Genomic DNA, 24934 nt, shown 5'->3' with positions numbered 1-24934 from the left:
GGCCAGGCCGGTGACGGCTGGGGCTGGGGCCGGGGCTGGGGCTGGGCCTCGGGCGCGGGGGGACGGCGCAGGGACGGCGGGACGGGCTGGTACGTCGTGTCCCACGTGGCCGACTGCCAGGTCTGCGTCGCGTACGGGTCCTCGTCCGGCCCGGTCAGCTGGTCCGACCCCGCCCCCGGCTGCGGCTGCGGCTGCGCCTGCGCCTGCGGCCCCTGCTGCGAGGGAGCCTGCGACTGCGGCGGCTCCGGCCGCGACCGGTCCTGCGGCGGCACGTCGTACCCGTGGTTGTTCTCAGGCGTGCTCATCGGTCCCGCTCACCCGCCCGCGAACGGCGGGAGGACCTCGACGGTGCCGCCCTCGCTCAGCGGCACCGCCTCGTGCGGGCGGGTGCCCACCGGCTGCTCGTCCACCAGGAAGGAACAGCGCTGGAGCACCCGGCTCAGCTCACCGGGGTGCGCCGCGCGCACGGCGTCGAGCGCCTCGGCCAAGGTCGCCGCCTGGTACGGCTCCTCCGCCGCCCAGTAGCGGATGGTTCCGGTTGCCACTACAGCTCCAATCGTCGGCCGCTCGTCGGCCCCGTAGGCACGCGCACGCGCCATGCGTCCGGGTCCATCATGACCCCTGCGCAGCCGAATACCGCTGTGCCTCCACGCGCCCCCGGTGCGCCCGACCGCCCCGCCAGGGGTCCACCGATCCGGTGAAACCGGTCGATATGCAGGGCGCGGGCGTGGTGCGTGCCACAGAAAGGAGGTGTCAAGAGACCTCGGCCCGCCCACGGGGGGTGGGCTATCCTGGCTGCGAAGAGGATCCGGGCAACGTTGCCCCCGGGTCCTTTTGTGCTTTCAGAGCGTTGAACGGCACGCGAACAACGACGCCTCGGCAACGCGGCGACACCGCAACACGGCAACACGGCAACACCGGCAGAACGCACCACCGCGCACCGGCCGGCCGTCCTCAGGGCGCGGGGACGGCCACCACCGGAGCCGGACGACGTACGAGTACGAAGCAGTGCCGCAAAGTCCTCGACGGGACCGAGGAGGAACCGACGTGATGGGCCAGCGATCCGTGCACGACCGCCCGACGACCCTGGCAGGGGGGCGGCGATGAGCTCTCTGCTGCTGTTGACCAATGCCCTCCAGCCGTCCACCGAGGTGCTGCCCGCCCTCGGACTGCTGCTGCACTCCGTCCGGGTGGCCCCGGCCGAGGGCCCGGCGCTGGTGGACACCCCCGGCGCCGACGTGATCCTCGTCGACGGCCGCCGCGACCTGCCGCAGGTCCGCTCACTGTGCCAGCTCCTGCGCTCCACCGGGCCCGGCTGCCCGCTGGTGCTCGTGGTGACCGAGGGCGGTCTCGCCGCCGTCACCGCAGACTGGGGCATCGACGACGTCCTGCTCGACACCGCCGGCCCGGCCGAGGTCGAGGCCCGGCTGCGGCTCGCGCTCGGCCGCCAGCAGCTGGGCTCCGACGACTCCCCGATGGAGATCCGCAACGGCGACCTCTCCGTCGACGAGGCCACGTACTCCGCGAAGCTCAAGGGCCGGGTGCTGGACCTGACCTTCAAGGAGTTCGAGCTGCTCAAGTACCTCGCGCAGCACCCCGGCCGGGTCTTCACCCGCGCCCAGCTGCTCCAGGAGGTCTGGGGCTACGACTACTTCGGCGGTACCCGGACCGTGGACGTCCACGTACGGCGGCTGCGCGCCAAGCTGGGCCCGGAGCACGAGTCCCTGATCGGCACCGTCCGGAACGTGGGCTACCGTTTCGTCGCCCCCGAGAAGGTCGAACGCGCCGCCGAGGAGGCCCGGAACAAGGCCGCCGCCGACGCGGGCGCCCCGGCGCGCGAGGGCGTCGCCCGGACGGCGTAGCCGCCCGCCGGGATCCGATCCGCGGAACGACCTGCCCAGAAGCAGGTCACCCCGCGTAGACTCCCGGACGTGGCGAAGGTGACGCGGGACGACGTGGCACGGCTGGCGGGGACCTCCACCGCCGTCGTGAGCTACGTCATCAACAACGGACCCCGGCCGGTCGCTCCGGCCACCCGCGAGCGCGTTCTCGGCGCGATCAAGGAGCTGGGCTACCGGCCCGACCGGGTGGCACAGGCGATGGCCTCCCGGCGTACGGACCTCATAGGCATGATCGTCCCGGACGCCCGCCAGCCGTTCTTCGCCGAGATGGCGCACGCGGTCGAGCAGGCCGCCGCCGAGCGCGGAAAGATGGTGCTGGTCGGCAACTCCGACTACCGGGACGAGCGCGAGGTCCACTACCTGCGGGCCTTCCTCGGCATGCGCGTCTCCGGGCTGATCCTGGTCAGCCAGGGCATGAGCGAGCGGGCCGCGAGCGAGATCGAGGCGTGGGACGCCCGCGTGGTGCTGCTGCACGAGCGGCCGGAGGCCATCGACGACGTCGCGGTGGTGACCGACGACATCGGCGGCGCCCAGCTCGCCACCCGCCACCTGCTGGAGCACGGCCACGCGTACGTCGCCTGCATCGGCGGCATCGAGAACACCCCCTCGGTCGGCGACCCGGTCGCCGACCACGTCGAGGGCTGGCGGCGCGCGATGCTGGAGTCGGGCCGTTCCGTCGAGGGCCGGCTGATCGAGGCGCCGTACAACCGGTACGACGCCTACCGGGTCGCCCTGGAGGTGCTGGCCCGGCCGGACCGCCCGACGGCGATCTTCTGCGCCACGGACGACCAGGCCATCGGTGTCCTGCGGGCGGCGCGGGAGCTGCGCATCGACGTGCCCGGCGAGCTGGCGGTGGCCGGCTTCGACGACGTCAAGGAAGCGGCCCTCACCGATCCGCCGCTGACCACGGTGGCCTCGGACCGGCCGGCGATGGCCCGGGCCGCGGTGGACCTCGTCCTGGACGACGGGCTGCGGGTGGCGGGGTCGCGGCGCGAGCGGCTCAAGCAGTTCCCGTCGGCGCTGGTCGTCCGCCGGTCCTGCGGCTGCGAGCCGCGGAGCTGAGCGCGGTCTGAGCGCGGTCTGAGCGCAGGCTCAGCGCGCGGCCGCAGCGCGCCGCAGCGGCGCCGGAGCCGAGCGGCTCGCAGCGGCCGGAGGGACCCGGCCAGCGCCTTTATTTCGGGCATACGCGGTTCTGTCGGGCTTCTCAGCCGGGACTCAGGAAGCTTTCATGATCGGTGGCCAGAGTCGTCGTCATGACCGACAGCCACCGCCGCGAAGGCGAGCCCCAGGAGAACCGCCCGACCTACGACGCGTCGTTCGGCCAGGGTGCCGTGCCCGGCGCGGCGCCGGCCGTCCCCCCGGGCGGGGCCTACCCCCCGCCGCCCGCCTTCCCCCCGCCCGCCTACCCGCCGACCGCCTTCCCGCCGCCCGCCCCCGTCTCGCACGCCAAGGCCAAGCGGCCGGTCGCGCTGCTGGCCGCCGTCGCGCTCGCGGCGGCGGTCGTCGGCGGCGGTACGGCGGCGGCCGTGCAGCAGCTGCTCGGGCCGGGCGCCGCGGGCGGCAGCGGCGGGGTGACCGGGTCCAACGTCTCGCGGTCGAGCATGGGCACGGTCTCCGGGGTCGCCGAGCAGGTCAGCCCCTCCGTGGTCCGGATCGACACCCGCAGCGGCAGCGGCCAGGGCACCGGCTCGGGCATCGTGCTCAGCGCGGACGGCGAGATCGCCACCAACAACCACGTGATCTCCGGCGCCTCCGAGATCCAGGTGACGATGAGCGACGGCAAGAAGTACCGGGCCAAGGTGCTGGGCATCGACCCCGACAAGGACCTCGCGCTGATCAAGCTCCAGGGCGCCTCGGGCCTCAAGCCCGCGAAGCTGGGCAACTCCGACCAGGTCAAGGTCGGCGACCAGGTGGTGGCCATCGGCTCCCCGGACCGGCTGACCGGCACCGTCACCAGCGGCATCGTCTCGGCCCTGAACCGGGAGGTGACGGTGCCCAAGTCCGAGCAGCGTCCGCCGCAGCGCCAGCAGTCGCCGTTCGGCGGTCCCGGCGGCAGCTGGCCGTTCTCCTTCGAGGGTCGGCAGTTCAACGGCGACACGGGCACGGACAAGACCTCGTACAAGGCCATCCAGACCGACGCCTCCCTCAACCCGGGCAACTCCGGCGGCGCCCTGGTCGACATGAACGGCGAGGTCATCGGGATGCCGTCGGCCATCTACTCCCCCGGCAGCGACAGCTCCGACGCCGGCAGCGTCGGCCTCGGCTTCGCCATCCCGGTCAACACGATCAAGGCCGACCTGGACTCCCTGCGCAAGGGCGGCCCGGGCGGCGCCGGTTCCGGCAGCTCGAACGACGGCGGCAGCGGGTACGGCAACGGCTACGGCACCAGCTTCTAGGCTGGAGGACACCCGCCGCCCGGAGGTACCCGCCGCCCCTCGGAGGCACCCGCCACCCGGAGGCACCGCCGCCCGCCGCCCGCCCGCACCGAAGGAATCCGTCCATGCACCCCGCCGAAGGCGAAGCCTCCCGCATCCTCGTCGTCGACGACGAGCCCGCCGTCCGCGAGGCCCTGCGCCGCAGCCTGGTCTTCGAGGGGTACGGGGTCGAGACGGCCGTCGACGGGCTCGACGCCCTGGAGAAGGTGGCCGCGTACGCGCCCGAGCTGATCGTCCTCGACATCCAGATGCCGCGGATGGACGGCCTGACCGCGGCCCGCCGGCTGCGCTCCCAGGGCACGGTGACCCCGGTGCTGATGCTCACCGCCCGCGACACCGTCGGCGACCGGGTCACCGGGCTCGACGCCGGCGCCGACGACTACCTGGTCAAGCCGTTCGAACTGGACGAGCTGTTCGCCCGGGTCCGCGCCCTGCTGCGGCGCAGCTCCTACGCCGCCGCCCAGGCCGCGGCGGCGGCCGGGGGCGGGCCGGACCCGGACGTGCTGACCTTCACCGACCTGCGGATGGACCTGGCGACCCGGGAGGTCACCCGGGGCGGGCGGCCGGTGGAGCTGACCCGGACCGAGTTCACGCTGCTGGAGATGTTCCTGACCCACCCGCGCCAGGTGCTCACCCGTGAACAGATCCTCAAGACCGTGTGGGGCTTCGACTTCGAGCCGAGCTCCAACTCCCTCGACGTGTACGTGATGTACCTGCGCCGCAAGACCGAGGCGGGCGGCGAGCCCCGCCTGGTGCACACCGTCCGCGGGGTCGGCTACGTCCTGCGCGCGAGCGAGAGCGGGCACGAGTGAGCCCGCTGGGCAGATTCCGCGCCCTGCCGCTGCGCTCCCGGCTGGCCCTGCTGGTCACCACGGCGGTGGCGGTGGCGGTCGCGGCGGTGGCGGCGGTGGCCTGGTTCATGGTCCGCACCCAGCTGGAGGCCCAGCTCGACAGCTCGCTGCGCGCCACGAACGCCGAGGCCCAGGCCAACCAGGTCTTCGACCGGTTCGGCTGCGTCTCGGGCCCGCTCGCGCCGAACGGGACCAACAACCTCAGCGCCCAGGTCCAGCTGGTGCTGTCCAACGGCGGCCGCTGCTGGGTGGACGGCCGCAACACCCTGGGGCTCACCCGGATCGACCTGGAGGTCGCCCGCCGCGAGCGCGCGGCGACGTTCTACGACACCCGGACCGCCGACGGCGTCGCGGTCCGCGTCTACACCCAGCCGGCCACCGTCGGCTCGGCCAACGCGGCGCTGTCCGTCGCCAGGCCCCTGTCCGACATCGAGAAGCCGCTGTCCACGCTGGCCTGGGTGCTGCTGCTGGTCTCGGGGATCGGCGTGGTCGGCGCCGGCGCGGCCGGCCTGTGGGTGGCCAGGACGGGCCTGCGGCCGGTGGACGAGCTGACCGGGGCGGTGGAGCACATCGCGCGGACCGAGGACCTGACGGTGCGCATCCCGGACGCGGGCGACGACGAGATCGCCCGGCTGTCGCGCTCGTTCAACTCGATGACCGCGGCCCTGGCCTCCGCCCGGGACCGGCAGGCCCAGCTGATCGCCGACGCCGGCCACGAGCTGCGCACCCCGCTGACGTCGCTGCGGACCAACATCGAGCTGCTGGCGCGCAGCGAGGAGACCGGCCGGGCCATCCCGCCGCAGGACCGCAAGGAGCTGCTGGCGTCGGTGAAGGCCCAGATGACCGAGCTGGCCTCGCTCATCGGCGACCTGCAGGAGCTGTCCCGCCCGGACGCGGCCGCCCCCGGACCGCTCCAGGTGGTGGCGCTGCACGAGATCGTCGACAGCGCCCTGTCCCGGGCCCGGCTGCGCGGACCCGAGCTGACGTTCGCGGCGGACCTCCAGCCCTGGTACGTGCGCGGCGAGGCGGCGGCGCTGGAGCGGGCGGTGGTCAACGTCCTGGACAACGCCGTGAAGTTCAGCCCGCCCGGCGGCGCGGTCGAGGTCGCGCTGCGGGCCGGGGAGCTGACCGTACGGGACCACGGGCCAGGTGTGCCGGCCGAGGACCTGCCGCACGTCTTCGACCGGTTCTGGCGCTCGGAGTCGGCGCGGGCCCTGCCGGGCAGCGGGCTGGGCCTGTCGATCGTGGCGCGTACGGTGCAGCGCGCGGGCGGCACGGCGGCGCTGCGGGCGGCGGCGGACGGCGGGCCGGGCACGGAGGCGGTGCTCCGGATCCCGGGGGCGCCCACGCCGCCGCCCGCGGCCCCGTCAGAAGGGGTTGTGGGCGATCAGTGACTCGATGAACCCGCTGCGGGTGTTGGGGAAGTCCATGGGGACGACGCCGAGCCCGGTCCGGCCGGCCATCTCGGCGCCGTTCACGAACGAGTGGATCTGCGGGTTGAGCCGGTCGGCGTTCCAGCGCGGCGGCATGTAGGCGGCTGTGGAGACGTAGTTGACGAACAGCTTCCCGGGCTGGGCGACGGCCTTGCGGAAGTGGTCCTCGATCCGGCCGCGCTTGGCGAACGGCTCGGCGTTCCAGTCGTCCTGGATGTCGAAGAAGGTGCCGTCGCCGTACCGGATGCCCGGCAGTCCGCCGTTGTCGGCGAGCAGCACCACCTTGCCGCGGGCCTGGCCGAGGGTGGGCAGGGTGGGGGCGATGTGGAACAGCGGACGCCAGCCGCGGCGGTCGAGGTAGTCGTCGAAGACCGCCCGGAAGGTGGCGTCGCTGTCGGTGGAGTACTCCTGCTTGAGCCGCATCAGGACGGTCTCGCGCGGGTGCTGGGCCAGGAAGTTCGCGCAGGCCACCAGCACGTCGCCGAACATCATGTTCTGGTAGAAGGCCGCGTGGTGGATGGCGAACGAACCCGAGGTCACGCGGCAGCGCACGTCCAGGAAGCGGATGCCGGCGCCGAGCTGCTGGGCGATGCCGATGTTCTGGCAGGCCACGTAGAGGCCGCCGTAGAGGGCGCCGGAGTCGTGGGTGCCGGGGACGGTCATCCGCTGGAGCGCGGTGCCGTCCGCGAGGGCGCCCATCCAGTCCTGGGGGCCGGGCGCGGCGGTGGCGGTGCCCGCCCCGGCCCCGACCGCGGCTCCCGCCGCGAGTGCGCCGATCAGAAACGTACGCCGATCCAGGCTCATGCCGGCCCTCCAGTCGCCGTTGACCTCGCCCCGGATTATGGCGTGCACACATCAAGGCCGCCTACCCACCGGTAGCCGGAATTTCGTCGGGCGACGGATCTGTACAAGCGTCTTGTACGGCTGATCTATACGCGTGTACATTTTCCGGTGTCGGGCCGGGAGGCCGCGCCGCACGGGCGCGACCCCGACCTCGGGAGGGGAACGATCATGAGCAGCACCGCCGGCGCCGGCGCCACCGGCGCCGCCACCGCCGTCCGCACCGCGAGCACCACCGGCACCCGCCGCACCCTGACCCTCCAGGACGGCCGGACACTGTCCTACCTGGACTTCGGCGGGCCCGGCCGTCCGCTGCTCGCCCTGCACGGGCACCTCTCCGAAGGCGCCTCGTTCGCCGCGCTCGCCGCCGCCCTCGGCGACGCCTGGCGGGTCGTCGCCCCCGACCAGCGCGGCCACGGCGACTCCGACCGGGCCGCCGCGTACGACCGGGCCGGTTACCTCGGCGACCTGCGGGACCTCCTCGACCACCTGGACCTCGGCCCGGTCGTCGCCCTCGGGCACTCCCTCGGCGGGATCAACGCGATCCACCTGGCCGCCGAGGACCCCGACCGGGTCGCGGCCCTCGTCGCCGTGGACACCGCCGTCGACCTGCCCGACACCGGGACCAGCCCGCTCGCGTTCGTCCTCGGCCTCCCCTGGACCGCCGCGACCCGCGAGGAACTGGTCGCCGCCTGCGGCCCCCTGGGACCGGTGGTCGCCCCCGCGCTGCGCCCGCTGCCCGACGGCTCCGGCTGGCGGCTGCCGTTCCACCCGCAGGACACCGTCACCTCCGAGAACGCCGTCCACGGCGACCACTGGGCGCAGTGGCTGACCAGCAGCTGCCCGGCCCTGCTGGTCCACGGCCGGCGCAGCCAGGTGCTGTCCGCCGCGCAGGCCGACGCCATGGTCGCCCGGCGCCCCGGCACCACGTACGCGGCCCTGGACACCGACCACTTCGTCGCCCTCCAGGACCCCGAGGGCTTCGCGGCGGCGGTCACGGCGTTCCTGGCCGCCCTGCAGCACGCCGAAGGGGCGGCGGACCGGAACCGGTCCACCGCCCCTTCGCAGGTCCTGCGGATGCGCTACTTGACGACCGTGATCCGGCCGGTCGCCGGCGGCGCCAGCGGGGCCGCGGCCGAGGAGTGCGCGCCCAGGTAGGCGTTGAAGGCGTCCAGGTCGGACACGCCCACCAGCTTGTTCTTGTGCTCCTTCAGGACGGTGAAGCCGTCACCGCCGCCCGCGAGGAACTCGTTCATCGCGACGCGGTAGGTCTTCGCCGGGTCGATCGCCTCGCCGTTCAGGCGGATCGAGTCGGTCACGACCCGGTCGCCACCGGTCCTGGTCATGTCGAGGGTGTACGACAGGCTCTTGGAGATCTGCAGGATCTTCGGGTTGGCCTCGTTCACCGGGCCGCTGACCTGCTGCTTCAGCGCGGTGACCAGCTGCGCGCCGGTCAGGTCCACGACGTTGAGCATGTTGCTGAACGGCTGGACCGTGAAGGCCTCGCCGTAGGTCACCACGCCGTCGCCCTCGGAGCCGGAGGCCTTGTAGGCGAGGTCCGAGCGGATGCCGCCCGGGTTCATGATGGCCAGCTGCGCGCCGCCCTTGTCCGCCGCGGCCGTGGCCTCCAGCTGGGCGTCGGCGATCAGGTTGCCGAGCGGCTTCTCGTACGCCTCGGAGCCGCGGCCGGGGATGTCCGCCGAGATGTAGCCCTGCGGACGGCCGGCGACCGGGGCGGCCAGCGCGTTCCAGCGCTGGATCAGCGCCGTCATGTCCTCGGCCTTGGGCTGGTTGCGGTGCACCACGTGGTTGGCGGTGCTCGGCGACTTGACCGCGGTGCGGACGATGTCCTTGGTCTTGCGGTCGTAGGTCAGCGTGGTGTCCGTGTAGACCCTGCCGATGGAGGCGGCCGAGGTCACCGTGCGGGGGTTGCCCGCCGGGTCCGGGATGTTGCACGCGTAGGCCTGGTGCGTGTGGCCGGTGACCAGCGCGTCGACGGACGGGTCGACGTTCTTGGCGATGTCGACGATCGCGCCCGAGATGCCGGCGCCGGCGCCCGGGACGTTGCAGTCGTAGTTGTACGCGCCCGAGGCGGGCAGGCCGCCCTCGTGGATCAGCGCGACGATGGACTGCACGCCCTGGCGCTGGAGCTCCTTGGCGTACTTGTTGATCGTCTCGACCTCGTCGCCGAACTTCAGGCCCTTGACGCCCTCGGCCGTGACGACGTCCGGGGTGCCCTCCAGGGTCACGCCGATGAAGCCGATCTTCACATCCCCCTTCTTCCACACATAGGTGGGCGAAAGGAGCGGGCGCTTGGTCTTCTCGTCCGTCACGTTGGCGGCGAGGTACTTGAACGAGGCGCCCTCGAAGGTCTTGCCGAACTCGTAGCAGCCCTCGACCGGGTGGCAGCCGCCGTACTGCATGCGGCGCAGCTCGGCACGGCCCTCGTCGAACTCGTGGTTGCCGACGCTGGTGACGTCGAGGTCCAGCTTGCCGAGCGCCTCGATGCTCGGCTCGTCGTGGAACAGGCCCGACAGCAGCGGGCTGCCGCCGATCATGTCACCGGCGGCGGCGGTGACGGAGTACTCGTGGCCCTTGCGGGCCTCGCGCAGGCTCGTGGCGAGGTACTCGACGCCACCGGCCGGTATCGCCTTGGTGGTGCCGTCGGCCTGACGCTCGGTCACGTTGCCGGACGAACCCTGCGGCGGTTCGAGAGTGCCGTGGAAGTCGTTGAAGGACAGCAGCTGCACGTCGACCGTGCTCTTGCCGCCCTGACCGCCACCAACAGCGGCGCCCGCCGGCAGCGCGGCGGTGACCAGCGCACCGGCCCCCGCGGTGACGGCGAGAGCGGCGAGGGTCAACCGACGGGCTCGGCCGCGCCGTTGTGGTGTCGCTGACATCAGTTCCCCTTTGCGGACAGCGAAACAACTGGAGAGGTGACCGAAGCCTATGGTCAACGCGCGTAGCACGACAGGGGGTAATGGGTTACGACGAGGTTTCGGTCGTACGCTCGACCCATGACTGACGCAAGCGCGGCCCTGGAGCCGGGACGGCAGATCCAGACCCTCGACGAACTGACGTACGACCAGGCGGGCGAGGTCCTCGCACTGATCGAGGACGCGGCCCGTACGGACGGGACCACCGCGGTCTCGGAGCAGGGCCGGCTGCAGCTGCGCGGCGGACGGCGCGAGGGCGTCCGGCACTTCCTGCTGACCGAGGGCGGCCGGCTGGCCGGCTACGCACAACTGGAGGACACCGACCCGGTGGAGGCACCGGCGGCCGAGCTCGTGGTGCATCCGGCGCTGCGCGGGCGGGGCCACGGGCGGGCGCTGGGCGCCGCGTTGCTGGCCGCCTCGGGCAAACGCATCCGGGTGTGGGCACACGGGGGCAAATCGGCCGCGCGGCACCTGGCGCAGGTGCTCGGGCTGACGCTGTTCCGCGAACTGCGTCAGCTGCGGCGGCCGCTGGGCGCGGCGCCGCTGCCGCAGCCGGTGCTGCCGGAGGGGGTCACGGTACGGACCTTCGTGCCGGGCGAGGACGACGCGGCCTGGCTCGCCGCCAACGCCGCCGCCTTCGCGCACCACCCCGAGCAGGGCTCGCTGACGCAGCGGGACCTGGACGACCGCAAGGCGCAGCCGTGGTTCGACCCGAAGGGCTTCTTCCTCGCCGAGCGCGGGGGCGAGATCGTCGGCTTCCACTGGACCAAGGTCCACGCGGCCGAGCAGCTCGGGGAGGTCTACGTCGTCGGCGTCCTGCCCTCGGCCCAGGGCGGGGGCCTCGGCAAGGCCCTCACCGCGATCGGCCTCCACCACCTGGAGGCCGAAGGCCTGCCCACGGCCATGCTCTACGTCGACGCCGACAACCCGGCGGCCCTGGCGGTCTACGAAGGCCTCGGCTTCACGACCCACGAGGTGGACCTGATGTACCGAACCGAGACCTGACGTTCCCGGAGGGGCGGGTCACCCGGGCCCCGGGCCCCGGCCGAAGCCGAACCGCAGGGGCGCGGGGAACGGCGCGCCCAGCCACCCACGACCCGCAGCCCGCCGAGCACACCAGCCGACCCCGCGGCGGCAGCCACTGCGCGCCCCCGCCGCGACGGCGCACCCCGACCAGCGACCACAGGCCGCCCCCGGCTGGCCGCGCAGTTCCCCGCGCCCCTGAAGCCCCGGCTCCGCCCCGACAGCGGGCAACGCGGGCCGGGCGCCGCGCCGGCGGCAGGCAGCGCGGGGGCCTGGGCTTCGGTCGAGGTCGGGTGGGTGGGGCGGGGGCAACACCCCGGTCGAAGCCGAACCAAAAAGGGGCGCGGGGAACGGCGCGCCCAGCCACCCACGACCCGCAGCCCGCCGAGCACACCAGCCGGCCCCGCGGCAGCAGCCGCAGCGCGCCCCCGCCGCGACAGCCGACCCCGACCAGCGACCACCAGACCGCCCCCGGCTGGCCGCGCAGTTCCCCGCGCCCCTGAAGCCCCGGCTCCGCCCCGACAGCGGGCAACGCGGGGCCGGGCCCCACCCCGCCGGTGGGCGGCTCGGGGGCAACACCCCGGCCGAAGCCGAACCAAAAAGGGGCGCGGGGAACGGCGCGCCCAGCCACCCACGACCCGCGGCCCGCCGAGCACACCAGCCGACCCCACGACGGCAGCCGCAGCGCGCCCCCGCCGCGACAGCCGACCCCGCCCAGCGACCACCGGCCGCCCCCGGCCGAGCGCGCAGTTCCCCGCGCCCCTGAAGCCCCGGCCCCGCCCCGACAGCGGGCAACCCGGGGCCGGGCCCCGCCCCGGCGGCGGGCAGCGCGGGGGCCTGGGCTTCGGTCGAGGTCGGGTGGGTGGGGCGGGGGTGGAGCCACTCGTTCGGCTCCTTCCGGGGTCGGGCCCCGGAAGGCCACGCGCCATTCACCGCCCATTAAGACGGCCTTGCGACGCTTCTGCGCATGCACCCCGGACCGCGCCCGCCCGCAGACGATTCCGACGCGCCTGACGTGCCGCGTGCGCGGAAGAATGGAGTCATGAACCACAAGCCCAGCGCCCGCGCCGCCACCCGCGAGGTTCCCGTCCAGCAGTCGCAGGCCACGGCCCCGCCGCCGGCCACGCCCGAGGCGGCCGGCACGGTCGCGGCCGGTTCCCCCGGCACGGTCGCGGCCGGTTCGCCCGGCACGGTCGCCCCGGCCCGCCGGCTCGGCTCCATAGCCGCCCACCGCCCCCACGTCGGCCTCGACCCGGACCTGGACTCCGACGTCGACGCGTACGAGGACAAGGACGGCGCCGGGGAGCTGCCCGCCGGCCGGTTCCTGGACCGCGAGCGCAGCTGGCTCGCCTTCAACGAGCGGGTGCTGGAGCTCGCCGAGGACCCCACCACCCCGCTCCTCGAACGCGCCAACTTCCTGGCGATCTTCGCGAGCAACCTCGACGAGTTCTTCATGGTCCGCGTGGCCGGCCTCAAGCGCCGCATCGCCACGGGCGTCGCGACCCGCTCCGCCTCCGGGCTCCAGCCCCGCGAGGTCCTGGACCTGATCTGGACCCGCTCCCGCGAGCTCATGGCCCGGCACGCCGCCTGCTTCCAGCACGACGTGGCGCCGGCCCTCGCCGAGGAGGGCGTCGAGCTCATCCGCTGGCCCGACCTCACCGAGAAGGAGCAGGCGCGCCTGTTCACCCTGTTCCGCAACAGGATCTTCCCGGTCCTCACCCCGCTGGCCGTCGACCCCGCGCACCCCTTCCCGTACATCTCGGGCCTCTCGCTCAACCTCGCGGTCGTCGTCCGCAACCCCGTCAGCGGCCACCGGCACTTCGCCCGGGTCAAGGTCCCGCCGCTGCTCGACCGCTTCCTGGAGGCCTCCCCGCAGCGTTACGTCCCGCTGGAGGACGTCATCGCAGCGCACCTGGAGGAGCTGTTCCCCGGCATGGAGGTGCTCGCGCACCACATGTTCCGGGTCACCCGCAACGAGGACCTGGAGGTCGAGGAGGACGACGCCGAGAACCTCCTGCAGGCGCTGGAGAAGGAGCTCATGCGGCGCCGCTTCGGCCCGCCGGTCCGCCTGGAGGTGGAGGAGTCCATCGACCCGGGCGTGCTGGACCTGCTGGTCCAGGAGCTGAACATCTCCGCCGCCGAGGTCTACCCGCTGCCGGGCCCGCTCGACCTCACCGGCCTGTTCGGCATCGCCTCCCTCGACCGGCCCGAGCTGAAGTACCCGAAGTACATCGCCGGCACCCACCGCGACCTCGCCGAGGTCGAGTCCGCCTCCGCGCCCGACATCTTCGCCGCGCTGCGCGAGCGGGACGTGCTGCTGCACCACCCGTACGACTCCTTCTCCACCTCGGTGCAGGCCTTCCTGGAGCAGGCCGCCGCCGACCCGGACGTCCTCGCGATCAAGCAGACCCTGTACCGGACCTCCGGCGACTCCCCGATCGTCGACGCGCTGATCGACGCGGCCGAGTCCGGCAAGCAGGTCCTGGTCCTGGTCGAGATCAAGGCCCGGTTCGACGAGCAGGCCAACATCAAGTGGGCCCGCAAGCTGGAGGAGGCCGGCTGCCACGTCGTCTACGGCCTCGTCGGCCTCAAGACGCACTGCAAGCTCTCGCTCGTGGTCCGCCAGGAGGGCGAGACCCTGCGCCGCTACAGCCACGTCGGCACCGGCAACTACCACCCCAAGACCGCCCGCCTCTACGAGGACCTCGGCCTGCTCACCGCCGACCCGCAGGTCGGCGCGGACCTCTCCGACCTGTTCAACCGGCTCTCGGGCTACTCGCGCCGCGAGACCTACCGGCGCCTGCTGGTCGCCCCGCGCTCGCTGCGCGACGGGCTGGTCTCGCGGATCGAGAAGGAGGTCGCCCACCAGCGGGCCGGCCGCCCCGCGTACGTCCGGATCAAGGTGAACTCGATCGTCGACGAGGCCGTGATCGACGCCCTCTACCGGGCCTCCCAGGCGGGCGTGCCCGTCGACATCTGGGTCCGCGGCATCTGCGCCGTCCGCCCGGGCGTCACGGGGCTGTCGGAGAACATCCGGGTCCGTTCGGTGCTGGGCCGGTTCCTGGAGCACTCGCGGGTCTTCGCCTTCGGCAACGGCGGCGAGCCCGAGGTGTGGATCGGCAGCGCCGACATGATGCACCGCAACCTCGACCGCCGCATCGAGGCCCTGGTCAGGGTCAGCGACCCGGCCCACCGCGCGGCCCTGGACCGGATGCTGGAGACGGGCATGTCCGACGCCACCTCCTCCTGGCACCTGGGCCCGGACGGCGACTGGACCCGGCACAGCACCGACGCCGAGGGCCAGCCGCTGCGGCACGTACAGGAGATGCTCATAGACGCCCGGAGGCGCCGGCGTGGATCGACCAAACCCTGACCACCTGACCGGGACCGCGGGTGACGTGCTCGGCGCGTACCTGCGGTCCCAGGCCACCGCCTTCCTGCGGGCCCTGCGGCTGTACGAGGACAGCGGGGCGCACGGGGCGAACGGGCCGGACGCGCCCGAAGGACATGACGCGACGCGCAGCCTGCGGGGGGCTGCGCGCCGCATCGCGTCCTCGCTGGCGACGTTCCGCCCGGTGACGGAGACGTCCTGGGCGGACGCTCTGCGCACCGAGCTGGTGTGGCTGTCCTCGACGCTCGCCGACGAGCACGCGTACGGCACCCGGCTGACCCGGCTGATCGACGCGCTGCACCGGCTCGCGGGCACCCCGGCCCCGGGCCTGCCCGCGCCGCGCGGGGGCGGTTCGTCGCTGACCGTGGGCTCGGCCCGCGCGGGCGCCCTGCTGGAGCGGCAGCTGACCCTGGCCCGGACGCGCGCCCATACGGCGAGCCTGCAGGCGCTGGGCTCGTCCCGGTTCCACGCGGTGGCCGACGCCGTGGCCGTGCTGGCCTCCGAGGTCCCGCTGGACGCCGTGGCCGCGGCCGGGCGGGTGGGCGACGTCCTGGTGCCGCTGTCCGCGGTGGCCGAGGACCGGCTGACCGCGGCGGTCGCGGACCTGCCGCTGAGCCGGGCGTCCCACCCGTACAACGCGGACGCGCTGGTCGCGGACGCCCACCAGGACGCGCCCTGGCACGACGTACGCCGGCTGCTGCGGGTGCACCGCTACGCGCAGGAGGCCCTGGGCGCGGACGTGGCCCGGCTGGAGGCGGCCGGCGAGGCGCTGGACCGGCACCGCGACGCGGCCGAGGCCGCGGCCGCGTCGGCGACGGCGGCCCGGACCCCGCGGATCGCGCCGGCCACGGCGTACGCCCTGGGCGTGCTGCACGCGGACCAGCGGCACGAGGTGGAGGCGGCCCGGTTCGCCTTCCACCACATCTGGCTGCGGACCCCGGTGGCGGCCGCCCTGCCTTCCTGAGCGGCCCCCGTCCCGCCCCTCCGCCCCCGCACCGGCTGGTTTCGGCCACGCGCGGGAGCGGGGGGCGCGCCGGGGCGCGGGCGGAGCGATTCGGGGGCGTACAAGAGTGCGCACGGGATAACAGATATATAACGGGCGATTACACCCGCGCGAACCCGCGGGAGAGCGCACCGGGTCGTCCGCCACGGTTCACCGGCCGTTCACCCACCCCGGTCGGCCGCTTCACCTGTCCTGCCTAATTTCGACCCTGCACGATGCGAATCGCCCACCCGATCGAGCGGTGCGCGTCCTCGCTCACGTAGTCCTCTTCGCACGCCGCCCCGACAACAAAGAAGCGGCCGGCGGCTCCTGGAAGGAACACCCCAAACAGTGAAGCTTCAGCGCAAGAACATGCTTCGTGCCTCTGCCCTCGGCGCGCTGGTCGTGTCGGGCGCCCTGGTCCTCACGGCGTGCGGCTCGGACGACAACACCAAGGGTCCCGACGGCTCGACCAAGCCCTCCGCGGCCGCCGCCGGTGACATCAAGTGCGACGACGCCAAGGGCAAGCTGCTGGCGTCCGGCTCGTCCGCGCAGAAGAACGCGGTCGACCTGTGGATCAAGAACTACATGGCCGTCTGCTCCGGCGTCGAGGTCAACTACAAGTCCTCCTCCTCCGGTGAGGGCATCGTCGCGTTCAACCAGGGCACCGTCGGCTTCGCCGGCTCCGACTCGGCGCTGAAGCCGGAGCAGGTCGAGGACTCGAAGAAGATCTGCACCGGCGGCCAGGGCATCAACCTGCCGATGGTCGGCGGCCCGATCGCCATCGGCTTCAACGTGAACGGTGTCGACAAGCTCACCCTCGACGCCCCCACCCTCGCCGCGATCTTCAACGACAAGATCAAGAAGTGGGACGACGAGGCCATCAAGAAGCTGAACCCGGGCGTCAACCTGCCGCCCACCGCCATCCAGGCCTTCCACCGCTCCGAGGACTCCGGCACCACCGAGAACCTCGGCAAGTACCTCAAGGCCACCGCCGGTGACCAGTGGACCTACGAGGCCGCCAAGAAGTGGCCGGCCCCGGGCGGCCAGGCCGCGTCCGGCTCCGCCGGTGTCGCCGCGCAGGTCAAGCAGGTCGACGGCGCGATCGGCTACTTCGAGCTGTCGTACGCTTCTTCCCAGGGCATCAAGACGGTCGACATCAACACCGGTGCCGCCGCCCCGGTCGCCGCCACGCCGGAGAACGCCTCCAAGGCCATCGCCGCCGCCAAGATCGCCGGCACCGGCTCCGACCTGGCCCTGAAGCTCGACTACGCCACCAAGGCGGAAGGCGCCTACCCGATCGTCCTGGTGACCTACGAGGTCGTCTGCGACAAGGGCAACAAGGCCGAGACCCTGCCGGCCGTCAAGTCCTTCCTGAACTACACGGCGTCCGACGCCGGCCAGAAGATCCTCTCCGAGAACGGCTACGCCCCGATCCCGGCCGAGATCAACAAGAAGGTCCGCGAGGTCATCGCCACGCTGGGCTGAGTGACACGGCTCCGTGGCCGCCGGCCTGCCGCCGTCCCGGCAGGCCGGCGCCCGGAGTCCTTCTCCCGCTCCCGCAGCGGGGGAATCCGGTGCACCGCCGCCAGGGGGCCCGCCCCCCACACAGACCGGAAAGAACATGTCTTTCACACCCACCCAGATAGACACGGCTCCGCCTGTCTCCAGGAGCGAGCAGTCCACCGGCCGCGCCGGTGACAAGATCTTCTCGGGGCTCTCCAAGGGCTCCGGCATCCTGCTCCTGGTGATCATGGCGTCGATCGCCGCCTTCCTCACCTACCGGGCCGTCCTCGCGCTGTCGAAGAACGAAGGCAACTTCCTCACCACCTTCGACTGGAACGCGTCGGCCAACCCCCCCGTCTTCGGCATCGCCGTCCTGCTCTTCGGCACCGTCGTCAGCTCGATCATCGCGATGGTCATCGCGGTCCCGGTCGCTGTCGGCATCGCGCTGTTCATCTCGCACTACGCGCCGCGCCGGCTGGCCGGGCCCCTCGCCTACGTCGTCGACCTGCTGGCCGCCGTGCCGTCGATCATCTACGGCATCTGGGGCGCGCTCTTCCTGGTCCCCCAGCTGGGCGGCCTGAACCTCTGGCTCGACGAGTACTTCGGCTGGACCTACGTCTTCGACAAGACCCAGGTCGGCGTGGCGCGCTCGCTGTTCACCGTCGGCATCCTGCTGGCGATCATGATCCTGCCGATCGTGACCAGCGTCAGCCGTGAGGTCTTCCGCCAGGTCCCGCGCATGAACGAGGAGGCCGCCCTGGCCCTCGGCGCGACCCGCTGGGAGGTCGTCCGGATGGCCGTGCTGCCCTTCGGCCGCTCCGGCGTCATCTCCGCCTCCATGCTCGGCCTCGGCCGCGCGCTCGGCGAGACCATGGCCGTCGCGACCGTCCTGTCCCCGAGCTTCCTGATCTCGCTGCACGTGCTGAACCCCGGCGGGGGCACCTTCGCGCAGAACATCGCCGCGAAGTTCGACGAGGCCAACGAGTTCGGCCGGGACGCGCTGATCGCCTCCGGTCTGGTCCTCTTCCTGCTCACCCTGCTGGTCAACGGCGCCGCGCGCTTCATCATCGCGCGCCACAAGGAGTTCTCGGGGGCGAACGCCTGATGAGCCACGTGATCCAGGACCGTCCCGTCCGGTCCGCCACCCCCGCCACCCTCACCCGCGGCGGCCTGCCCCGCTGGGCCCCCGCCGGCATCGCCGCGCTCTCCGCGGCCCTCGGCTGCGGCATCGGCCTCGCCGCCGACCTGCACAGCAAGGTCCAGTGGGGCCTGCTCGCCGCGATCCTGTTCGTCCTGATCACCTACACGGCGAGCTCGGTGGTCGAGAACCGCCGCCAGGCCAAGGACCGCGTCGCCACCTCCATGGTGTGGGTCTGCTTCGTCCTCGCGGTCGTCCCGCTGCTGTCGCTGATCTGGACCACCGTCAGCCGCGGCCTGAAGGTCCTCGACGCCTACTTCCTGACCCACTCGATGAAGGGCGTCGTCGGCTTCCAGCCCGGCGGCGGCGTCTACCACGCGCTGCTCGGCACCATCGAGCAGGTCCTGCTGGCCACCCTCATCGCCGCGCCGATCGGTCTGCTGACCGCCGTCTACCTGGTCGAGTACGGCCGCGGGTCGCTCGCCAAGGCCGTCACCTTCTTCGTGGACGTCATGACCGGCATCCCCTCCATCGTCGCGGGCCTGTTCATCCTGACGACCTGGAACCTGATGCTCGGCTTCGGCCCCTCCGGCTTCGCCGGTTCCATGGCCCTGGCGATCCTGATGATGCCCGTCGTGGTCCGCTCCACCGAGGAGATGCTCAAGCTCGTCCCGAACGAGCTGCGCGAGGCCTCCCTCGCCCTCGGGGTGCCGAAGTGGCGCACGATCCTGAAGGTCGTGCTGCCGACCGCCATCGGCGGTATCGCCACCGGCGTGATGCTGGCCGTGGCCCGCATCACCGGTGAGACCGCGCCGATCATGCTGCTGGTCTTCGGCTCCCAGCTGATCAACAACAACCCCTTCGAAGGCGCTCAGTCCTCGCTCCCGCTGTACATCTGGGAGCAGTACAAGGTCGGCAGTGCGGACTCCTACGACCGGGCCTGGGCCGCCGCCCTCGTCCTGATCGCCTTCGTCATGATCCTCAACCTGGTGGCCCGCGGCATCGCCCGCTGGAAGGCCCCGAAGACCGGTCGCTAAGCATTCGACGTTCGGCTCCGCCGGATGGCGGCCACAGAAAGAAGCTCTGATTCCCATGGCCAAGCGCATCGACGTCTCGGGTCTGTCCGCCTTCTACGGCAACCACAAGGCCATCGACGACATCTCGATGACGATCGAGCCCCGCTCCGTGACGGCCTTCATCGGCCCGTCCGGCTGCGGCAAGTCCACCTTCCTGCGCACCCTGAACCGCATGCACGAGGTCACCCCCGGTGGCCGCGTCGAGGGCAAGGTGCTGCTGGACGACGAGAACCTCTACGGCGCGAACGTCGACCCGGTGGCGGTGCGCCGCACGGTCGGCATGGTCTTCCAGCGCCCGAACCCCTTCCCCACCATGTCGATCTTCGACAACGTGGCGGCGGGCCTGCGCCTGAACGGCACCGTCAAGAAGAGCGAGCTGGGCGACGTCGTCGAGCGCTCGCTCAAGGGCGCCAACCTCTGGAACGAGGTCAAGGACCGCCTGAACAAGCCCGGCTCCGGCCTCTCCGGCGGCCAGCAGCAGCGGCTGTGCATCGCCCGCGCCATCGCGGTCGAGCCGCAGGTCCTGCTGATGGACGAGCCCTGCTCCGCCCTCGACCCGATCTCCACCCTCGCCATCGAGGACCTGATCGGCGAGCTGAAGGAGCGCTTCACGATCGTCATCGTGACGCACAACATGCAGCAGGCCGCCCGCGTCTCCGACCGCACCGCCTTCTTCAACCTGGCGGCGGTCGGACAGCCCGGCAAGCTGATCGAGATCGACGAGACGGAGCGGATCTTCTCCAACCCGTCCGTCCAGGCCACCGAGGACTACATCTCGGGCCGCTTCGGCTAGGCCGGAGCCCCTCCGCACGTCCTGCGGTGCTGCATGGCGGTGCCACCGCAAGGCGAAGGGCCCGGCTCCCCCTGGGTGGGGGGAGCCGGGCCCGACTTCTTTCCCGGACCGCTGCGGCGGCCTCGCCGGCCGCAGCCGGCCCCGCGCCGCTAGCCGAAGGCCAGGTCCACGATCCAGAAGCTGACCGCCGCCACCAGAGCGGCGGCCGGCATGGTGATGAACCAGCCCAGGATGATGTTCTTGGCCACGCCCCAGCGGACCGCGTTCACCCGCTTGGTCGCGCCCACACCCATGATCGCCGAGGTGATCACGTGGGTGGTGGAGATCGGCGCGTGGAAGAGGAAGGCCGAGCCGAACATGATCGAGGCACCGGTGGTCTCCGCCGCGAAACCCTGCGGCGGGTCCAGCTCGATGATCTTGCGGCCGAGCGTGCGCATGATGCGCCACCCGCCGGCGTACGTACCCAGCGACAGCATCACGGCGCACACGATCTTGACCCAGACCGGGATCGGGTCGCCCGCCTTCTCGACGTCGGCGATGACCAGGGCCATCACCACGATGCCCATCGTCTTCTGGGCGTCCTGCAGGCCGTGGCCGAGGGCCATGCCCGCCGCCGAGACGGTCTGCGCGATCCGGAAGCCCCGCTTGGCCTTGTGCGGGTTGGCCCGCCGGAACATCCACAGGATGGCGCACATCACCAGGTAGCCGGCGGCCAGGCCGACCAGCGGCGAGACGAACATCGGGATGACGACCTTGTCGACCACCCCGTTCCACAGCACCTCGGTCCCGCCGGCCAGCGCCGCGCCCACCATGCCGCCGAACAGGGCGTGCGAGGAGGACGAGGGCAGGCCGAAGTACCAGGTGATCAGGTTCCAGACGATCGCCCCGACCAGCGCGGCGAACAGGATCCACATGCCCCGGTCACCGTGGGGCGTCTCGATCAGGCCCTCACTGACGGTCTTGGCGACCCCGCTGCCGAGGAACGCACCGGCCAGGTTCATCACCGCGGCCATCGCCAGCGCGGCGCGCGGCGTCAGGGCCCGCGTCGAGACGGAGGTGGCGATCGCGTTGGCGGAGTCGTGGAAGCCGTTGGTGTAGGTGAAGCCCAGCGCGACACCGATGGTGACGACGAGCGCGAAGGTGTCCACGAGGTTCAGGACTCCTTGACCGCGATGGTCTCCACCGTGTTCGCCACGTGCTCGAACGCGTCGGCGGCCTCTTCGAGGACGTCGACGATCTGCTTGAGCTTGAGGACCTCGATGGCGTCGTACTTGCCGTTGAAGAGGTGGGCGAGCAGCTTGCGGTGGATCTGGTCGGCCTGGTTCTCCAGCCGGTTGACCTCGATCCAGTACTCGGTGAGGTTGTCCATCGTCCGCAGGTGCGGCATGGCCTCGGCGGTCAGCTCGGCCGCCCGCGCCAGGACCTCGATCTGCTGCTCGACGCCCTTGGGGAGTTCCTCGATGTTGTAGAGGACGACCAGGTCGACGGCCTCCTCCATGAAGTCCATGATGTCGTCGAGCGAGGACGCCAGGGAGTAGATGTCCTCGCGGTCGAACGGCGTGATGAACGAGGAGTTCAGCTGGTGGAAGATCGCGTGGGTCGCGTCGTCACCCGCGTGTTCCGCCGCCCGCATCCGCTCCGCGATCTCGGCCCGGGCGGACGACTCCGCCCCGAGCAGTTCCATCAGGAGCTTGGAGCCCGTGACGATGTTGTCCGCGGATGCGGCGAACATGTCGTAGAAGCTCGTCTCCCTGGGGGTCAGACGAAATCGCACGTGAGGTCCTCGGGGTGCATCGGATTCGGTCAGGCTGATGCTAGGCGCATCCTCCGGCCACGGCTAACCAGCCGTTCCCCAGTGTCCTCCATCAGGCAGAGTGACGTTCACAGGCCCCTGCGGCGGCGGCCAGAGCCCAGTACCCTATACCCACGAGGGGTATGCACCCGTACGCACCCCTCGCACCGGACCCGGGAGGACGGATGACGACCACCGAGGCAGAGCCCACCGGCCGGCCCGCAGCGGAGAGCGCGGTCCACGGCTACCACCACCAGAAGGACGAGCACCTCAAGCGGCTGCGCCGGATCGAGGGCCAGATCCGGGGGCTGCAGCGGCTCGTCGACGAGGACGTCTACTGCATCGACATACTCACCCAGGTCTCGGCGAGCACCAAGGCGCTGCAGTCGTTCGCGCTCCAGCTGCTGGAGGAGCACCTGCGGCACTGCGTCGCCGACGCCGCCGTCAAGGGCGGCGCCGAGATCGACGCGAAGGTCGAGGAGGCGACGAAGGCCATCGCCCGCCTGCTGCGGACCTGAGCGCCGCGACGGTCAGACGCAGGCCCCGAGCTCGACCCCGAGCAGCACCTCGTCGATCCGGTCCTGGCTGAGCCGCTCCTCGTACGCCTCCGAGGCCGCGATGATCAGCTCGCCGCACAGCTCGATCTCGGCGAGGGCCACGTGGTCCTGCACCGTCGCACGGACTGCGGGGGTCACGCGTGTCACCTCTTCCTGCCGACAGCATCGGTCGTCGGAATCTCAGCGTAGGGAGGGCTCGACGCGTGCGCATGACACGTCCGGACCATTTCCGGCTACCGGGCCATGGCCCGATCGCGCCGCCCGCGCCCGGCCCGGGCGGAGGGCCCGGAGGCCGGACGGTCCCTCCGGTGGTCGGGCGGCCGGCCCGGCGGTCGGCCGACCCCGCGGTCGGCTACCCCGGCGGTCGGCCGGGCGGCTGGTCGGCGATCTTCCCGGCGTAGATGTCCTCGCTCGCCGGGAGGACGACGGTCACCGGAGTGCCGAAACCGTAGAGCAGCGTGGTCGAGGACACGTCGATCACGCCGTTGTTCTCGTAGCTGAAGCGGTGGCGGACCTTCCGCAGCCGGCCCTGCTCGTCCAGGTAGGCGTCGAACGGGACGACGTCCTTGCTGAACCCTTTCGCCGCCGCCTCCAGCGCCCCCTTGACCTGAGGTGACGCACTGCGCGCGGCCCGCCCGATGTCGGTGGTGCCGCGGTAGTGGCGCACCTTGGTCCCGGCGAGCTCGGTCTCCCCCACGTACGTCACCTGCTCGGCCCCGCGCAGCAGTTCGGCGGCGGCCAGCGGGTCGGTGGCCCCGCCGGTGACCAGGTTGCCGTCGCCCAGGGTGGTGGTGTCCACCCGCACCCACTTGTCGGCAGGCACCCCCGCGCCGCGGTTCTTCATGTACAGGGCGCCGGGGGCGAGCAGTTCGGTGATGGGCCGGTGGCCGGGCTTGCCGGTCACGTCGGCCGGGAGCATCACCAGCAACTGCCCCATCCGGTTCTTGAAGTCCACCCCGCCCTCACCGCGGATGGTGACCCGGGTGCCGCCGGTGGCCATCTCCATCGCGGTCCGCGCCTGCGCGCTGCCCTCCCGGGTCAGGACGTCGGCCGCGCCGCGCACCACCGCGACCCCGTCGGCCGCCGGCTTGCCGTCCGTGGCGCCGCCGCCGCAGCCCACCGTGCCGAGCAGGACGGCGAGGGCGCCGGCCGCGCCTGCCCCGCGCCCGTGCCACCGCCTGTGCTGGTGCACCACCATCGCCTGCCAACCCCCAACGCGTGACGCTGCTTGTCCGAGGCCCCCACCCGCTCCGGTTAACGACCTGCGGGGTTTCCCGTCACGCCCTACCGGCCCGGTCGGCACCGGCCGCCACGGGATACCGTGGGGGCGTGGACCCGCAGAACCGTGCGCTCGCCGTCCCTCCGGTCACCGCCGTGCCCAGCCCCCTGTCCGGGGCCGCCGACGGACCCGCCCCCACCGACCACACCATCACCACCACCGAACGCGGCTCGTTCTGCCTCGCCGTGTGCTCCTGCGGCTGGCAGGGCCCGGCCCGCCGGTCCCGGGACCTGGCCCGCAAGGACGCGGAGCGACACCGCGCCGGATGAGGCGCCGCGCCGGGTGCGGCGCCGCGCCGGGTGCGGCGCCGCGCCGGGTGGGGCCCTGGCCGGGTGGGGCAGCGCGCCGGATTACGGTGCCGGCCGGATGAGGCGCCGCGCCGGATGCGACAGCGAGCCGGATTACGGTGCCGCGCCGATGCGGCGGCGCGCCGGACTACGGTGCCCCGCCGGATGGCGGTGCCACCCGTTCGGCCCACCCCGGTGGCCGGACCGCGTCGGGGTGGCTGACCTGGAGACATGCCAGGCCGAGCCGTTTCGCGCGTCGCCCTCCTGCTGGGGGCCCTGCTCCTGCTGTTCGCCGCCGCCGGACCCGCCCGGGCCGAGCCCGTCGGCACGGCCGACGGCCCCGGGGACGTCGCCCTGGCGATCGGGCTGACCACGGCCGCCGCCGCGGTCACCGGCCTGTGGCTGCGCCGCCGCTACCGCCGCGACGAGGCGGCGCCCCGCGACGGCGGTGAACCCTGAACCGGCCCCGCCCGACCGCCGTCCGGCTCTGCTTCGGCGTGTCCGCGCTCTGCCTGCTGGCGGCGCTGCTCCTGGTGCTCCACGAGGCGTACGCGGGCCACTGAGCCCGGGGCCCTGAGTAGCGGCCCGGCCGGGCCTGAGTATCCGTACGGACGTGGCCCGGCCGGCACGGCCCTACGGTCGCCCCATGGACCCCGACCCGCACACCACCACCCCCGCACCCGCCCCTGCCCCGGCGCCTGCCCCGGCCGCCGC

Annotated in this window: 23 protein-coding genes and 1 pseudogene; 16 read left to right on the top strand and 8 right to left on the bottom strand. The window is 72.6% G+C overall.

Features of this window, described 5'->3' with window-relative positions; genetic code table 11:
* Window positions 1–305, bottom strand: a pseudogene (locus tag LG632_RS20645) (hypothetical protein); the annotation flags it as partial.
* Between the two features lie 9 nt (window positions 306–314).
* Window positions 315–545, bottom strand: coding sequence for a MoaD/ThiS family protein (locus LG632_RS20640; RefSeq protein WP_226728863.1), 231 nt, complete (start codon window positions 543–545; stop codon window positions 315–317).
* 558 nt (window positions 546–1103) lie between these two features.
* Between LG632_RS20640 and LG632_RS20635 the strand changes: the two genes are divergently transcribed.
* The 5 genes from LG632_RS20635 (at window position 1104) to LG632_RS20615 (ending at window position 6581) form a co-directional block, all read left to right on the top strand.
* Window positions 1104–1862, top strand: a complete 759-nt coding sequence (locus tag LG632_RS20635) for a response regulator transcription factor (RefSeq protein ID WP_226728862.1) — start codon at window positions 1104–1106, stop codon at window positions 1860–1862.
* Window positions 1863–1931: 69 nt separating this feature from the next.
* Window positions 1932–2963 (top strand): LacI family DNA-binding transcriptional regulator, encoded by a 1032-nt coding sequence (locus LG632_RS20630; RefSeq protein WP_226728861.1) that lies wholly within the window; start codon window positions 1932–1934, stop codon window positions 2961–2963.
* Window positions 2964–3154: 191 nt separating this feature from the next.
* Complete coding sequence (locus LG632_RS30590) at window positions 3155–4297, top strand: S1C family serine protease (protein WP_308108793.1); 1143 nt, start codon at window positions 3155–3157, stop codon at window positions 4295–4297.
* A 104-nt stretch (window positions 4298–4401) separates the two neighbouring features.
* Complete coding sequence (locus LG632_RS20620; protein ID WP_226728860.1) at window positions 4402–5148, top strand: response regulator transcription factor; 747 nt, start codon at window positions 4402–4404, stop codon at window positions 5146–5148.
* Complete coding sequence (locus LG632_RS20615; protein WP_308108791.1) at window positions 5145–6581, top strand: sensor histidine kinase; 1437 nt, start codon at window positions 5145–5147, stop codon at window positions 6579–6581. Before LG632_RS20620 ends, LG632_RS20615 begins: the two co-directional genes overlap by 4 nt.
* Here LG632_RS20615 and LG632_RS20610 read toward each other — a convergent pair.
* Window positions 6555–7424: a phosphatidylinositol-specific phospholipase C gene (locus tag LG632_RS20610; protein ID WP_226728859.1), complete on the bottom strand. Its 870-nt coding sequence runs from the start codon at window positions 7422–7424 to the stop codon at window positions 6555–6557. The genes LG632_RS20615 and LG632_RS20610 overlap by 27 nt on opposite strands.
* A 207-nt stretch (window positions 7425–7631) precedes the next feature.
* Between LG632_RS20610 and LG632_RS20605 the strand changes: the two genes are divergently transcribed.
* Window positions 7632–8618, top strand: coding sequence for an alpha/beta fold hydrolase (locus LG632_RS20605; RefSeq protein WP_226728858.1), 987 nt, complete (start codon window positions 7632–7634; stop codon window positions 8616–8618).
* Here the strand turns inward: LG632_RS20605 and LG632_RS20600 are convergent.
* The gene (locus LG632_RS20600) at window positions 8543–10360 is read right to left on the bottom strand and encodes a bifunctional metallophosphatase/5'-nucleotidase (protein WP_226728857.1); all 1818 of its coding nucleotides are present in this window, start codon (window positions 10358–10360) and stop codon (window positions 8543–8545) included. The genes LG632_RS20605 and LG632_RS20600 overlap by 76 nt on opposite strands.
* A gap of 117 nt (window positions 10361–10477) precedes the next feature.
* Between LG632_RS20600 and mshD the strand changes: the two genes are divergently transcribed.
* From mshD to pstB, 7 genes are all read left to right on the top strand, one after another.
* On the top strand, window positions 10478–11401 hold the full coding sequence (gene mshD, locus LG632_RS20595) for a mycothiol synthase (protein WP_226728856.1): 924 nt from the start codon (window positions 10478–10480) through the stop codon (window positions 11399–11401).
* 1060 nt (window positions 11402–12461) lie between these two features.
* A complete protein-coding gene (locus tag LG632_RS20590) occupies window positions 12462–14792 on the top strand; it encodes an RNA degradosome polyphosphate kinase (RefSeq protein WP_226728855.1) in 2331 nt (776 codons plus the stop codon).
* Window positions 14773–15774: a CHAD domain-containing protein gene (locus tag LG632_RS20585; protein WP_226728854.1), complete on the top strand. Its 1002-nt coding sequence runs from the start codon at window positions 14773–14775 to the stop codon at window positions 15772–15774. Before LG632_RS20590 ends, LG632_RS20585 begins: the two co-directional genes overlap by 20 nt.
* A gap of 369 nt (window positions 15775–16143) precedes the next feature.
* Window positions 16144–17280 carry a phosphate ABC transporter substrate-binding protein PstS gene (gene pstS, locus LG632_RS20580; RefSeq protein WP_226728853.1) on the top strand — a complete coding sequence of 379 codons (1137 nt, stop codon included), beginning with the start codon at window positions 16144–16146 and terminating at the stop codon, window positions 17278–17280.
* Between the two features lie 136 nt (window positions 17281–17416).
* On the top strand, window positions 17417–18403 hold the full coding sequence (gene pstC / locus LG632_RS20575) for a phosphate ABC transporter permease subunit PstC (protein WP_226728852.1): 987 nt from the start codon (window positions 17417–17419) through the stop codon (window positions 18401–18403).
* Window positions 18403–19473 carry a phosphate ABC transporter permease PstA gene (gene pstA / locus LG632_RS20570; protein WP_226728851.1) on the top strand — a complete coding sequence of 357 codons (1071 nt, stop codon included), beginning with the start codon at window positions 18403–18405 and terminating at the stop codon, window positions 19471–19473. Before pstC ends, pstA begins: the two co-directional genes overlap by 1 nt.
* Window positions 19474–19528: 55 nt before the next feature.
* Window positions 19529–20305 carry a phosphate ABC transporter ATP-binding protein PstB gene (gene pstB / locus LG632_RS20565; RefSeq protein ID WP_226728850.1) on the top strand — a complete coding sequence of 259 codons (777 nt, stop codon included), beginning with the start codon at window positions 19529–19531 and terminating at the stop codon, window positions 20303–20305.
* Window positions 20306–20454: 149 nt separating this feature from the next.
* Here pstB and LG632_RS20560 read toward each other — a convergent pair whose 3' ends face one another.
* Together LG632_RS20560 and LG632_RS20555 are read right to left on the bottom strand one after the other, a co-directional pair.
* Window positions 20455–21453: an inorganic phosphate transporter gene (locus LG632_RS20560; RefSeq protein ID WP_226728849.1), complete on the bottom strand. Its 999-nt coding sequence runs from the start codon at window positions 21451–21453 to the stop codon at window positions 20455–20457.
* 5 nt (window positions 21454–21458) lie between these two features.
* Complete coding sequence (locus LG632_RS20555; protein WP_226728848.1) at window positions 21459–22079, bottom strand: DUF47 domain-containing protein; 621 nt, start codon at window positions 22077–22079, stop codon at window positions 21459–21461.
* A gap of 203 nt (window positions 22080–22282) precedes the next feature.
* Here LG632_RS20555 and LG632_RS20550 point away from each other — a divergent pair, with 203 nt between their 5' ends.
* Window positions 22283–22615, top strand: coding sequence for a metal-sensitive transcriptional regulator (locus tag LG632_RS20550; protein WP_226728847.1), 333 nt, complete (start codon window positions 22283–22285; stop codon window positions 22613–22615).
* A 12-nt stretch (window positions 22616–22627) separates the two neighbouring features.
* Here LG632_RS20550 and LG632_RS20545 read toward each other — a convergent pair whose 3' ends face one another.
* Window positions 22628–22792, bottom strand: a complete 165-nt coding sequence (locus LG632_RS20545; RefSeq protein ID WP_226728846.1) for a hypothetical protein — start codon at window positions 22790–22792, stop codon at window positions 22628–22630.
* 214 nt (window positions 22793–23006) lie between these two features.
* Window positions 23007–23852: an SCO4651 family lipoprotein gene (locus LG632_RS20540; protein ID WP_226728845.1), complete on the bottom strand. Its 846-nt coding sequence runs from the start codon at window positions 23850–23852 to the stop codon at window positions 23007–23009.
* Between the two features lie 131 nt (window positions 23853–23983).
* Here LG632_RS20540 and LG632_RS20535 point away from each other — a divergent pair, with 131 nt between their 5' ends.
* Both LG632_RS20535 and LG632_RS20530 read left to right on the top strand, forming a co-directional pair.
* A complete protein-coding gene (locus LG632_RS20535) occupies window positions 23984–24202 on the top strand; it encodes a hypothetical protein (protein ID WP_226728844.1) in 219 nt (72 codons plus the stop codon).
* Window positions 24203–24451: 249 nt separating this feature from the next.
* Window positions 24452–24679 carry a hypothetical protein gene (locus LG632_RS20530; protein WP_226728843.1) on the top strand — a complete coding sequence of 76 codons (228 nt, stop codon included), beginning with the start codon at window positions 24452–24454 and terminating at the stop codon, window positions 24677–24679.
* Window positions 24680–24934: the final 255 nt, after the last annotated feature.

Origin of the sequence: Streptomyces antimicrobicus, from assembly GCF_020532625.1 — a bacterium.
Classification (GTDB): Bacteria; Actinomycetota; Actinomycetes; order Streptomycetales; family Streptomycetaceae; genus Streptomyces; species Streptomyces antimicrobicus.
The sequence above is the reverse complement of the archived record's forward strand: the minus strand, read 5'-3'. Positions and strand labels throughout refer to the sequence as shown.

Excerpts from the sequence above, each read along its gene's own strand:
- LG632_RS20635 (WP_226728862.1), top strand. The coding sequence starts at position 1,104 with ATGAGCTCTCTGCTGCTGTTGACCAATGCCCTCCAGCCGTCCACCGAG.
- LG632_RS30590 (WP_308108793.1), top strand. The coding sequence starts at position 3,155 with ATGACCGACAGCCACCGCCGCGAAGGCGAGCCCCAGGAGAACCGCCCG.
- LG632_RS20620 (WP_226728860.1), top strand. The coding sequence starts at position 4,402 with ATGCACCCCGCCGAAGGCGAAGCCTCCCGCATCCTCGTCGTCGACGAC.
- LG632_RS20610 (WP_226728859.1), bottom strand. The coding sequence starts at position 7,424 with ATGAGCCTGGATCGGCGTACGTTTCTGATCGGCGCACTCGCGGCGGGA.
- LG632_RS20605 (WP_226728858.1), top strand. The coding sequence starts at position 7,632 with ATGAGCAGCACCGCCGGCGCCGGCGCCACCGGCGCCGCCACCGCCGTC.
- LG632_RS20600 (WP_226728857.1), bottom strand. The coding sequence starts at position 10,360 with ATGTCAGCGACACCACAACGGCGCGGCCGAGCCCGTCGGTTGACCCTC.
- mshD (WP_226728856.1), top strand. The coding sequence starts at position 10,478 with ATGACTGACGCAAGCGCGGCCCTGGAGCCGGGACGGCAGATCCAGACC.
- LG632_RS20590 (WP_226728855.1), top strand. The coding sequence starts at position 12,462 with ATGAACCACAAGCCCAGCGCCCGCGCCGCCACCCGCGAGGTTCCCGTC.
- pstC (WP_226728852.1), top strand. The coding sequence starts at position 17,417 with ATGTCTTTCACACCCACCCAGATAGACACGGCTCCGCCTGTCTCCAGG.
- pstA (WP_226728851.1), top strand. The coding sequence starts at position 18,403 with ATGAGCCACGTGATCCAGGACCGTCCCGTCCGGTCCGCCACCCCCGCC.
- pstB (WP_226728850.1), top strand. The coding sequence starts at position 19,529 with ATGGCCAAGCGCATCGACGTCTCGGGTCTGTCCGCCTTCTACGGCAAC.
- LG632_RS20550 (WP_226728847.1), top strand. The coding sequence starts at position 22,283 with ATGACGACCACCGAGGCAGAGCCCACCGGCCGGCCCGCAGCGGAGAGC.
- LG632_RS20540 (WP_226728845.1), bottom strand. The coding sequence starts at position 23,852 with ATGGTGGTGCACCAGCACAGGCGGTGGCACGGGCGCGGGGCAGGCGCG.
- LG632_RS20530 (WP_226728843.1), top strand. The coding sequence starts at position 24,452 with ATGCCAGGCCGAGCCGTTTCGCGCGTCGCCCTCCTGCTGGGGGCCCTG.